We start from the raw sequence: 12,324 nt of genomic DNA, 5'->3' as shown, positions 1-12,324 counted from the left end.
CCTTCTGATAGATGGGCCAAGTCCATCTTCAGGGAATGTTCAGCCGCCAATGCCGTTTTCCAACGTTGCGCCAGGCTCGCGGTTCGCGAGCCTGGCGGCATGCCTGTTTTGCGCAGCGATTCTGCATCCGCTTCCGGCGATTGCGGCTATTCCCGCGCAAGCAGAGACAGCCGCCGCGCCCATCAGCCTGGATGCCGCCCTGACCCTGGCGGACGAGGCGAATATCGACGTCATCCGTGCCCGTCTTGCGCTGAAAACCGCGCAGGCGAACCTCCGCATGGCCGATACGGCGCCCAATCCGGTGTTCAGCGTCAATTCTACGCAGATCCGGCCGTCGCAAATCGGGGTTGTTCCTTATGACCGGCTGGCCGACACGGTGGCCCGCGTCGACCTTCCGCTTGAGCGGGGGGGCAAGCGGCGCGCGCGAACGGCGGCGGCCAACGCGCTGATCGACGCGGCGCAGGATGATCTGGTCAGTGCGCGCCGTGACATGCGCGAGGCCGTGTATGACGCCTATTTCGACCTCAAGGCGGCCGAAGACCGCGTCCGGATATTGCAGACCATAGCCAGCAGCTATGCCGACAGCCTCGCCATTGCAGGCAAGCAGCAGCACGTCGGGGCTCTCTCCAGCGGGGATCTCGCCCGGCAGACGGTGGAGGCCGCCCGCGCCCGCACCGACGCGGCGCAGAGCGTCACCCAATGGCATGTCGCGCAACTCGCGCTGGGAACGCTGATTGGGCGAGAGGTGCAATCGGACATGCTGGCGACGACCGGCGACTGGCCCGCACCCGGCGGCATGAATGAACAGGCGGCCGATCTGATCGCTCTGCGTCGGCCGGATGTTCTCGCGGCGCAGGCCCGGACCATGGCGGCGAGGCGTGATGTCGATGGCGCGCGTGCGCTGCGCCATCCCGACGTGACGGTCGGGGTCCAGTATGAACGCGCCAGCGGTGCCCTGGGCGTCGGTGACTCGGTTGGTCTGGGCGTGTCCCTGCCCATCCCCGTCCGGAATCGCTATGTCGGAGAGGGAGAGGCTGCCGAGACCGCGCTGGTCCAGGCGGAAGCCGAGGAACGCAAGGCGATCTCGGTCGCCACGGCCGACATCCTGATTGCGCGACAGGCGCTCCAGGAAGCCGTCGATCGCCAGCGCGCGTTCGACACGACGCAGCTCCCCGCGGCCCGCAGGGCGGCGGAGGTGGCTGAGTTCGCCTATGGCCACGGCGCCACATCGTTGATGGAACTGCTGGACGCCCGCCGTTCGCTGCGCGCCGTCGAACTGGGCGCGATCGATGCGCAATCTGATGTGGCCAACGCCATTGCGCGGCTAAGCGCCGCTGAAACTACCGGAGACGATCGCTGATATGACGAGGAGTTTTCCTCTGCGCTCCGGCGCCTCGCTGGCTGTGCTGATGCTGCTTGCAGCCTGTGGCGCCGCCGATGCGCCGCCACCCAAGGCGCCGAAAAAATCGCCGGACATGATCAGCTATGCGCCGGGTTCGCCAGAACTGGATTCGTTGCAACTGGTAACGGCGTCGAGCGGTCCTTTGCCCGTTTCCGCCGATCTCAATGCCCGCATCGTCCTGGATGAAGCGCGCACCAGTCGCGTCGGCGCGCCCGTGGCGGGTCGCGTGACACGGGTGCTGGCGGATATCGGTCAGGCCGTTCGGGCGGGCCAGCCGCTCGCCTATCTCGATGCGCCCGATGTGGGCCAGTCGCGCGCAGACCTGCTGACGGCGCAGGCGCAGCGCAATCTGAAGGCGCGGGAAATGGAACGTTCGCGGATGCTCTTCGCGGGCGGCGCCATAGCTCGCCGCGACGTCGATGCGGCCGAGGCCGATGCTGCCTCCGCATCCGCCGAGTTGGAGCGCGCCAGCCTGCGGCTGCGCAATCTGGGCGGCGGGAGCGGCGATGCCTTGCCGCTCACAAGCTCGGTCGGCGGATATGTCATTGATCGGCAGATCAACCCTGGGCAGCAGATTTCAGCCGGGCAGAGCCCGCTCTACACGGTGTCCGATCCGCGTCATCTCTGGGTCAATGTCGATGTGCCCGAAGATTCCGTCGGCCGCGTGCGTGTTGGCGAACGGATCGAATTCGATGTTCCGGCCTATCCCGACCGCCACTTCAGCGGAACCGTCACCCAGATCGGTCTCGCGGTCGATCCCGCCACCCGCCGCGTCCAGGTACGCGCGGAAGCGGACAATCCCGACCTTGCGCTGAAACCCGAAATGTACGCCCGGGCGCGTCTGACGACGGATGACGGCCGTCGCGCGATCAAGGTGCCCAATGCCGCGATCTTCGAATCAGGGATGAAAAACTATGTCTTCCGTGCCGAAGGTGGGGGCCGCTTCCGACGCGTGGCGGTAGAGGTGGGCGAGCGCGGCGACGCCTATTCCTATGTGATCGCCGGCCTGCGCAACGGCGATCACATCGTGGGCGAGGGCGCCTTGCTGCTGAACGCACAGTTCTCCGGGGACTGAATCGATGCTGGAACGTCTGGCCCGCTTCGTCGTGGAGAAGCGGATATTCGTGATCATGATGGTGGTCGCTCTGATCATCGTTGGCGGCAGCGCCGTGACGACGCTGCCGATCGAGGCCTTTCCGGACGTGCAGGACGTCCAGGTGGTCGTCATCAGCCAGCGGCCGGGGCAGGCGCCGGAGGAGGTCGAGCGCTCCATATCGCTGCCGATCGAGCGTGCGCTGGCCGGGACGCCAGGGGTCAATGACATCCGTTCGGTCTCGATCACCGGCCTCTCCGTCGTCACGCTGATCTTCAACGACGGGACCGACGATTATTTCGCTCGATCCCAGGTGCTTGAAAAGCTGCGCGACGCCGATCTTCCGGACGGCGTCGTGCCCAGCCTGGCGCCCCTTTCCACCGCGGTCGGCGAAGTCTATCGCTATGTTCTCGACAAGCCCAAGGACATGCCGCTGTACGAAGCGCGCGCGATCCAGGACTTCGTGGTGCGTCCGGCGCTTCGCATGGTGCCAGGTGTCGCGGACGTCACCAGCTTTGGCGGCAGCATCAAGCAATATCAGATCCTGATCCGTCCGGATCTGCTCAAACGCTATGGCGTTACGGTCGCCGACATCCAGTCGGCGGTGGGCAACGCCAATTCCAACGTCGGCGGCGGCGTCATTCCGCGCGGCGACGAGGTTGTCGTGGTGCGCGGCATCGGCCTTTATCAGGGCATAGACGATGTCGGGAACACCGTGGTCAAGGCGCAGAACGGCAATACCGTGCGCGTTCGAGACCTGGGTGACGTGAAGATCGGCACGCCCGAACGAAGCGGCATGGTCGCCTATGACCACAAGGACGATGTGAGTGAAGGCATCGTCACCATGGTAAAGGGCCAGAATGCCGCTGTGGTCGTCGCCGGCGTCCGCGAGGCGGTGGACAGGCTGAACGCGCAGTTCCGCCTTGACGCCCAGCGAACGGGGCATGAACCGATCCAGATCAGGGCGACCTATCAGCGCACGAAGCTGCTGGACCGCACGGTCGAGACGGTCGCAGAAAACCTGGTCGTCGGCGCGACGCTCGTGACGGTGCTGCTGCTCGCCTTCCTGCGCAACTGGCGCGCCGCGCTCGTCGTCGCGGCGATCATTCCGCTGGCGCTGCTCGCTGCCTTTTCCGGGCTCAGCTTTGCCAATGTGCCGGCCAATCTGATCTCCATGGGGGCGGTCGATTTCGGCATCATCATCGACTCCGCCGTGGTGCTGGTCGAAGCGCTGATGGTCGCACTGGCGCTGGAGGCAGCGAAACATCAGGGTACCCAGCCCGACAAGATCCGTCGCAAGCAGGTGTTGCGCAATACGGTCACCAGCCTGGCGCGGCCGATCCTTTTTTCAAAGGCCATCATCATCATGGCCTTTGTACCCATCTTCACCTTCCAGCGGGTGGAAGGAAAGATGTTCTCGCCGGTGGCGCTGACGCTGTCCTTCGCGCTGGGCGCCGCATTGGTGCTCACCCTGTCCTTTCTGCCCGCCGTGCTCGGTTTCCTGGTGGAACGCTACGACATGGCTGAAAAGCACATTGCGTGGATGGACCGGCTGAAGGATGGCTATCGGCGGATCATCACCCGGTCGCAGCCGCGCACGAAGGTTCTGTTCGGCGCCTCCGCGCTGGTGCTGCTCATCACGGTCGCGCTGGTGCCCCGTCTGGGTTCGGAATTCCTGCCCAAGCTTGATGAAGGCAATATCTGGCTGACCGTGCAATTGACCCCGTCGGCATCGATGGACACCACCCGCAAGGTGGAAGCGCGCATTCGCGGGATCATGCTGTCCTATCCTGAAGTCGCCCATGTAGGTTCGGAAACCGGGCGCCCTGACGACGGTACCGACCCCAAGGGGCCGTCCAGCATGCAGATGCTGATCGACCTCAAGCCACGGAACACATGGCGTCCGCAATTCCCGACCAAGGCGGCGCTGGAGGACGACATGCGCAGGAAGATCGCCGCCATACCCGGCGTGCCGACCAATTTCAGCCAGGTGATCGAGGACAGTGTCGAGGAAAGCCTGTCCGGCGTGAAGGGCGAAATCTCCATCAAGATCATCGGCACCGACCTCAACATCCTGGAAGCGCTTGGCGAAAAGACAGCGCGCGTGGTTGCGGCCGTGCCGGGCGCTTCGGATGTCGATGCCGTGAAGATCGGCGGCCAGACCGAAGTGCGCGCCGTGCTGGATCGGGATGCCATGGCCCGGTACGGCCTGAATTCCGATGATGCCAACAAGGCGATCGCGACGGCGTTCGGCGGTGCGACGGTCGGCTCAGCCTATGAAGGTGACCGGAATTTCGACATTGTCGTGCGCTTTGCGGCGGACCAGCGCAATGCGATCGACGATGTCGCCCAGCTGCAAATTCCGCTGCCGGCGGGCGGCACCATCTCGCTGGGCGGGGTTGCGCATATCAGCGTTGAAATGGGCGCGTCCCGCATCAGCCGCGAAAATGGCAGTCGCAACGTCGCGGTGAAGGCGAATGTCGACGGTCGCGACCAGGGCGGCTTCGTGGCGGATGCACAAAAGGCGGTGGCCGAGCAGGTGAAGCTGCCCGCCGGCTACCGGATGGTTTGGGGCGGCCAGTTCGAAAATCAGCAGCGCGCCATGAAGCGGCTGGAAATGATCGTTCCCATCGCGCTCTTTGGCATCTTCATCCTGCTTTTCGGAGCGTTCCGTTCGGTGCGATCGGCCCTGCTGATCCTTGCGATGGTTCCTTTCACCGCCATCGGGGGCGTTGCGGCGCTCGCGCTCGCAGGCCTTCATATGTCGGTATCCGCGGCTGTCGGATTCATCGCTGTCGCCGGCATCTCCGTCCAGAATGGCGTGGTGATGCTGGAGCATATTACCCACAGATTTGAAAATGGCGACGCCTTTGGCAAGGCCGTGGTGGAGGGTGCGATCGACCGCCTGCGGCCGATATTGATGACGGCCCTGATGGCGGGGCTGGGCCTGCTGCCGGCGGCGCTGTCGACGGGGATAGGGTCCGAGACGCAGCGTCCCTTTGCGTGCGTCATCGTCGGCGGCATCATCTCCGCAACCTTGTTCATGCTGCTGCTCTTGCCTCTCTCACTGCTGTGGATAGAGCGCGAACGGCAACCGGCCTGACCTGCCGCCTTCTGAACAGCGGTCGAAAGTGCTTGGGACGTCAGTTCATGAGGTCGTGATAGTGCGTCGGCGGCGATGGCAGGGTGGCGCGCGCCATGGCGCCCGAGACGAGAAGAAATGCCATCGTCAGCAAAGCCAGCCTCCTTGCGTGCAGGGCTTTCCCCGGCTGCCAAAGGATGATCCACCCCAGCGCCGTCGCCAGCATGACCCAGAGGTGATAGCGCAGGTCGGACGAAATGCTGATCAGGACGAAGCTCGCCTCCTGAAAGAGCGCGGAGAGGAACAGCGCCGTTGCAAGGTCGCGCCGCGCATCCGCCGGTCGATGCCAGGCGTTCCACAATCCCCAAATGGCAGCCACGGTCCAGAGGATCGGCCACGCCAGGGGAACGTCCGTCATCCATCCTGCGGCCTTCTGCCATTGCATCGCAATGGGCGAGGGGTCGGCGAAACCCAGATCATTGGGTTCCGATCGCATCGGCGGCGCTGCCAGGGGCCAGTGCAATGGCACGAGCCAGCGCTCGGTCGAATTCAGATGCGCGAGCCGATGGGCAGCATAGGCGGCGGGATGTGTCGCCAGCGCTCTGGAAAATTGGCGGAAGAGCTGGCCGAGCGATGCGTGGCTCCAGGGACGGATGGCGGCGGCGCATGTGGCATTTTCGTCGAGAGGATCCCAGAACAGCGGCTTGACGCAATGATGCGCCTGCAGCACCCAGATGGACGGACGCGGAAGGCCGAAGGACGGGTCGTCCGTCCGGACGGCTATCGCGGCAAGGTCATATATCGGCTGGCTGCTGCGCACGCCGCTGTCGCGCGCGCCAAGCAGGACATGATTGACCGGCTGGGACAGAAGCAGCGCGGCCGGGATCGCCACGATCATGGCCGCGATCCATGCAAGGTCATTGCGCGGCCGGGGCAAGAGCAGCATCGCGATGGGTATTGTGGAAAAGGCGCCGTTCGCGCGGACCAGCGTGGCATAGACCAGGCAGACAATGGCGATCGTCGAGGCGGTAAGGGGAACGGGCCTGCCGCGCAATCGATAAGCGCTGACAATGCCGGTGGCCAAGGTCAACGCACCTGCAAGCTGGCTGTCCTTGATCACGACCGCGAGCCAGCCGAGCAGCAGTGGCGACGCACCGACGGCCAGCAGCGCCGCAGCCTTGCGGTTGTTGCCGACCGCCTGTCCTGTCAATCCCAGTCCGATCCAATATGCCGCCATCTGGATGACCAGCAGAACCGCGGCGCTAGGCCCGGCGAAAGCGAACAGGGACCAGAGCCGCGCCATCACCGGCGGATGCCAGTCGGTGTAGCTTTGGCTCAGTATCTCGCGATACTGGACGATAGTGTCATATGCGGCGATGCCTGGCCAGAACAGCGGCAGTGATGCGGCCAGAAGCAAGCATGCAGCGATCATCGGCCAGGTCGGCGCGGAGCCCATCCGCTGTTCTGGGTTGCCCTCCATCGCTTTGCTTGCCTCCATCAGGTGACTTCCCGAATATATTGATATGCGAAGCTTCATCCAGTCAGCATGATGCAATCCTCATGGAGCATGAACTTGCTTTCGCTAAGACCGGACGCTCACGCGCGTCGCGGCGGACTGGCCGGACAGCCGCCCTGTGGAAAGCCATGGCTGGGGGTGCCGTTCAAACCATTTATATGCGGACCAGAGCGAATCCATTCGATCGGAAGCTGTCTTCGGTCAGGAATTCACGCAAAAAATCAATGACGGCAATCTGATTCGACCAGATGGAACCCTCTCTAGTCCGTTCGGCCTAAAATTATGGCGAACGCCGGTGGTAGATTCGTTGCACCATCTCCGGGGTCATGGAGAGGTAGAAATGGGAGGATGAATATGAGGGCCGTAAAACCCGCATTCCACTACACCGTCTCCGCTGCGTGTATTGCGATTGCAATGGCTGGGTCGTCGACTATCGCGCAGGCGCAGTCGGGCAACCAGGCCAGCAATCTTGAAGATATCATCGTGACGGCACGCCGGGTCGAGGAAAATCAACAGAAAATTCCGGTCGCCGTGACGACATTGACGGCGGCGTCCATGGAACGCCGAAACGTGGTTGCAGTGAACGATCTTCAGTTCAGTGTCCCCAATCTGCAGATCAAGCCCAGCAATAACAATCCAAGCCTGCCCGAATTCATCATTCGCGGACAGCGTCAGGTTCTCTATACCGATGAGAACGTCGTGACATATGTCAACGGCGTTGCGCAAAGTACGCGCGGTCTGTCTCTCTATGACCTTGAAAATGTTCAGGCGCTAAAGGGTCCCCAGGGGACGCTCTTCGGCAAGAATTCGATGGGTGGCGCCATGGTCTTCACCACCGCCCGGCCCAAATTCGATCCTGAAGCGCGTTTTGACCTGGAAATGGGCAATTACAATCGCGTCCAGGGCACCGTGATGGGCAACATTCCCCTAATCGACGAAGTGGCGGCGCTCCGCATCGCCGGGCGAATCGAGAGGCAGGATGGATTCTTCAAGAATCTGCGTCCGGGTGGCAAGGATCTCAACGACCGAAACAACGAAAGTTTCCGTGTCTCCCTTCTGGTGAAACCGGGCGATCGTTTTGAAAACCTCACGACATTCGACTATATTCACAAAGACGAAATACCCACGCCGTCCTTGATCGAGGCTGCGCCGCTCGCAAATAATTTCTTCCGCAGCGTCACGCAGCAGGCGGTGACGCAGCAAAGCGCCCTTGGTGGCAGCACTCCTCTTGTGGACACGGCCAACGGTCTTTTGGTGCGCCAAGGCAATCCATTCCGCTCGGTCGCCTTCACGGGCATTGGTAAAACGCTCACCAATGCGCGTTATCCTGCCCTGACAGGCTTCGGGGCACGTTCCGAAGTCTATGGGATCGCCAATACCACCAGCTTCGAACTGAGTGACGCGGTCACGCTGAAGAACATCATCGGCGCCCGCTATGAGGAGGCTCTGGACTTTCAGGATCCTTCGGGAATTACCGGAATGACTTTCGACTTCGGTACGTTGTTCGGCGCGCCTCCAGGGTTTGTGACAGGTCAGGCTACGAACAACGACACATATTATCGAAATCAGTATAAAACATTTTCTGATGAGTTCCAGGTCATCGGAAGATGGGGTAATCTCAATCTGATTACCGGCTTGTACTATGCCCATGTCAAGCATCAGTATAACGTCAATTCATCCTTCGTCGTCGGCCCCGCATCTTTCTACGGTCCGGCCTTTGAGAAGCATGGAGCGATGCGGGATTCGACCGAATCGATGGCTGCGTTTGCTCAGGGCACCTATGATTTCAGTGGTGTCGGGCTGGACGGCCTGCGCCTGACGCTGGGCGCGCGTTATACCCGCGACAAGAAAGAGATGCGGGGGGAAGGTTTCTACTCTACGTCTACGGAGACAGTGCAGTCGTGGAATCCTGCGTTCCCGCAAGGACAATGCAACGAACTGAACGGCACTTTCGGCAATGCTGTCGGCGTGAACAATGGCGCTGAATGCTCTTTGACGAACCATCGGACCTATAAGGCTGTAACCTGGACAGGATCGCTGGAATATCAAGCGACGCCCGACACACTCCTGTATTTCGCCTCGCGCCGGGGCTTCAAGGCAGGCGGCCCGAACCCGACGACCCGAGTTCTTGAATTCAGCATGTTCGGACCGGAGAAGATTACGGACTTCGAATTGGGGCTCAAACATCAGGGGCGCCTGGGCAGCGTTCCCTATCGTCTGAACATTGCCGGATTTATCGGCAAATATCGCGATATCCAGACGTCGGATATCCTTCAATTCTGCACCAACGACAACGTAGGCTGCTCTGGTGGCGGCGTGTTCACCGAACTCATCCTCCTCAATGTCGGCAAGGCCACGATCAAAGGCATCGAAGTGGAAGGTTCGATCAAGCCGGTCCCGCAGCTTGAGTTGAATGCCGGCTATTCCTATCAGGTTGGCCGCTATGGCAGTGGTTCTATCGTGCCTCAGCCTACCGACCCTGCCAATCCGGTCAACGCGGCCAATCCCATCAACTTCGCGGGTGGGGTGGACCTTTCGGGCAAGGAATTCGCGGGTGTTCCACGCCAGACGCTGACGCTCTCTGGGACGTATGAGGCCGACTTCATCCCCGAAAGCTTTGCCAAGACGCGTTTGAGCGTGAATTACTTCTACCGCACGAAAACCAAGGGGCTGGCGGTGCAGGGTAATTTCGGAACGCCTGCTTTCGATACGCTTGGCGCGCGCCTGTCGTTCGATCAACTTTTCGAATCCAACTTCTCCCTTGCCTTGTGGGGATCGAACATCACGAACAATTATTACAAGCTTTACTGCAGCAATAACCTCAACAGCATCGGCTACGCCGCTTGCAAGTGGGGCGATCCGCGCACCTATGGCGCGACGCTGTCAGTCAAGTTCTGATCAACAAGACCACCGGGCGATGCGATTGCATCGCCCGGTTTTTTGCGTCTGTCGCATTCGCCGCCCGGACGTTCGGGTCGCGGTGTTCCTCGCCGAGCGGGACGCGATGTGGAAATGCCCTACATGGTTGGAACGGGTACCGGCGGCTGCAGCCTGCCCAGCGCGAACATGCCAAGCGCGCCCAGACCCATGACCCCCCCCAGGACCAGCAACATCATGTCGTAAGTGCCGGTCCGGTCGTATATCCAGCCGGCGCCGATCGGCCCCATCGTCGCGGCGACCGCGGCGATCGAATTGATGCCGCCAAGCAGTGCGCCAAAGCTGCGCATGCCGAAATATTTCGACACCAGATAGATGACGACGTCATTCTCCGCGCCGACGGTAGCCCCGAAAATGGCCGTCGCGATCACAAGCACGCCAACGCCGGGATCGTGCTGCATCATCAACCCCAGGCCGAACAGGGGCAACAGGAAGATGAGGGTCGCGACGATATGGGTGGGGAAGATGTCGAGCAGATGCCCGACCGAAAGTCGGGCAACCAGGCCGACGATGCCGACAAGCGCCGCGATCTGCGCCGCTGCCCCAAGGCTGATATTCTTGCTCATCAGAAGGGGAACCAGATTGGGCGCGAGCGCCATCGTATATAGTATGAAACTGAACATGCCGCCGACGATCAGCCAATAGGCCGGCTGGCGCATGGCTTCCCGCGCTGTCACGCCGGGGAGGGAAGAGGCCGGATCCATGCCCATCGGCGCAGCTGCGGATCGCGCCGGGCCGGTCGGCCGGGCAAAGAGGCTGACGGAGAAGGGCAGCGTAAGGCCGAGCCAGATGGCGGCTGTACCGATCAACGCTGCGCGCCATTGAAAGGCTTCGATCAGTGCCGTCGCGATGAGCGGCGCGAGGGCCGCCGTCAGGGATGAACCGCTGAGCACGGCGGCAATGGCTAGCCCTCTCCCTTTGTCGAACAGGGCGGCGATGCTTCTGGTCCATACCGGACCCTGCATCATTCCAACAGCCAGTGCCACCAGCGCCCAAAGCGCAATCCAGTTGCCCATGCTTCCGTCCGCCTGGGACAGCAGTGCGAAGGACAAACACAGCAGCAACTGGCCGAAAAGGGCGACGGGCCGCGCACCGAAGCGATCGACCGCGAGTCCGCCCAGCAGGTTGAACAGTATCGCCGCCCCTGACATGACCGTAAAACCGGACATGGTCTGCGCGCGCGACCAGCCAAATTCCTGCTCGATCGCACCCACGAACGGGCCGAAGCAGAAAGTCTGAAGACCTATGCAGGAATAGCCCATCGCGCCGCCCAGCACCACCGGCCAATATCTGCGCCACTCCTCCTTGGCCGATTGGGGGGATCCGCTGAAATGCGTCATGGCTGGCATCCTCTCTGTCGTCGGTCTTCGTGCTTGGCCTATCTTCCCAAAGGGAATTGCAATTCGCTCAAACGGACGAAGCCTGGAGCAGCGAAGGATATTAGGGCGCGATCGAGGGCAGGACTGCCGCTGCCTCTATCGGTCGGAGAGAGGTGCATGAAGTTTCTGGACATTGCGACAGGCGATCGGGATGGCATCGTGCATGTGACCATGAATCGCGGCCCGGTGAATGCCGTGGACCAGGCGATGTATGTCGAGCTCGCGGAGCTGTTCAGAAGTCCCGACGCGTTCTGCAAATCGGTACGGGCCATCATATTGAGCGGCGCTGGCCGGCATTTCTGCGGTGGTAACGACCTGGACGAATTCGCGTCGATGACCCCCGTGAACGCGCGCGAACGCATGTGGCGGGTACGCGAAGCCTTTTTCGCGATCATGGAATGCGCGGTCCCCGTCATAGGCGTGGTGAGGGGTGCCGCCCTGGGCACCGGGCTGGCGATCGCGGCGTCCTGCGACTTTGTACTGGCGGGTGAGGATGCGCTCTTCGGCTTGCCCGAACTGACGGTCGGCGTGATGGGCGGGGCGCGTCACCTCGCCCGCCTTGCGCCACAGCCGCTGGTCCGCCGCATGTATTTCACGGGAGAGGCGATGTCGGCGCCGGACTTCGCCGCGGCAGGCGGCGCGATCAAGGTCTGCGACGGTGAAGCCGTGCTGGCCGAGGCGGAACGCCTGGCAGGACGGATCGCAGGATATAGCCCCACGGCGGTCCGGGTCAGCAAGCGCGTTCTCGATCGTATCGAGTGGATGGACGTTCAAGAGGGCTATGCGTTCGAACAATCGGCGACGGAGAGGATGAGCGGCCATCCCGATTCCAAGGAAGCCCTGGCGGCGTTCCGCGAACGGCGCGATCCGTCCTACCTTCCGCTCGACCGTGATGCCGGCTGGTACGGTCTATGA

Annotated in this window: 7 protein-coding genes; 5 read left to right on the top strand and 2 right to left on the bottom strand. The window is 62.2% G+C overall.

What is annotated here, in order from left to right; all coding sequences use genetic code 11:
• Nucleotides 1–49: 49 nt before the first annotated feature.
• Genes MRBLSP13_RS02110 through MRBLSP13_RS02100 form a run of 3 tightly spaced genes read left to right on the top strand, consistent with a single transcriptional unit; the run spans nt 50 to nt 5,598 of the window.
• Nucleotides 50–1,360 (top strand): TolC family protein, encoded by a 1,311-nt coding sequence (locus MRBLSP13_RS02110; RefSeq protein WP_363752379.1) that lies wholly within the window; start codon nt 50–52, stop codon nt 1,358–1,360.
• Between the two features lies 1 nt (nt 1,361).
• Nucleotides 1,362–2,477 carry an efflux RND transporter periplasmic adaptor subunit gene (locus MRBLSP13_RS02105; RefSeq protein WP_363752376.1) on the top strand — a complete coding sequence of 372 codons (1,116 nt, stop codon included), beginning with the start codon at nt 1,362–1,364 and terminating at the stop codon, nt 2,475–2,477.
• Between the two features lie 4 nt (nt 2,478–2,481).
• The gene (locus tag MRBLSP13_RS02100; protein WP_363736417.1) at nt 2,482–5,598 is read left to right on the top strand and encodes an efflux RND transporter permease subunit; all 3,117 of its coding nucleotides are present in this window, start codon (nt 2,482–2,484) and stop codon (nt 5,596–5,598) included.
• Between the two features lie 40 nt (nt 5,599–5,638).
• Here MRBLSP13_RS02100 and MRBLSP13_RS02095 read toward each other — a convergent pair whose 3' ends face one another.
• Entirely contained in the window at nt 5,639–7,075 is a 1,437-nt protein-coding gene (locus MRBLSP13_RS02095; RefSeq protein ID WP_363736416.1) for a hypothetical protein, read from the bottom strand.
• A gap of 372 nt (nt 7,076–7,447) precedes the next feature.
• Here MRBLSP13_RS02095 and MRBLSP13_RS02090 point away from each other — a divergent pair, with 372 nt between their 5' ends.
• Complete coding sequence (locus MRBLSP13_RS02090; protein ID WP_363752374.1) at nt 7,448–9,991, top strand: TonB-dependent receptor; 2,544 nt, start codon at nt 7,448–7,450, stop codon at nt 9,989–9,991.
• A 119-nt stretch (nt 9,992–10,110) separates the two neighbouring features.
• Here the strand turns inward: MRBLSP13_RS02090 and MRBLSP13_RS02085 are convergent, their stop codons facing one another.
• Nucleotides 10,111–11,370, bottom strand: coding sequence for an MFS transporter (locus MRBLSP13_RS02085; protein ID WP_363736414.1), 1,260 nt, complete (start codon nt 11,368–11,370; stop codon nt 10,111–10,113).
• 156 nt (nt 11,371–11,526) lie between these two features.
• Here MRBLSP13_RS02085 and MRBLSP13_RS02080 point away from each other — a divergent pair, with 156 nt between their 5' ends.
• On the top strand, nt 11,527–12,324 hold the full coding sequence (locus tag MRBLSP13_RS02080; protein ID WP_363752371.1) for an enoyl-CoA hydratase-related protein: 798 nt from the start codon (nt 11,527–11,529) through the stop codon (nt 12,322–12,324).

Origin of the sequence: Sphingobium sp. LSP13-1-1.1, assembly GCF_040676415.1 — a bacterium.
GTDB lineage: Bacteria > Pseudomonadota > Alphaproteobacteria > Sphingomonadales > Sphingomonadaceae > Sphingobium.
Note: the sequence above shows the minus strand (reverse complement) of the source record. Positions and strands in the feature narration are given on the sequence as shown.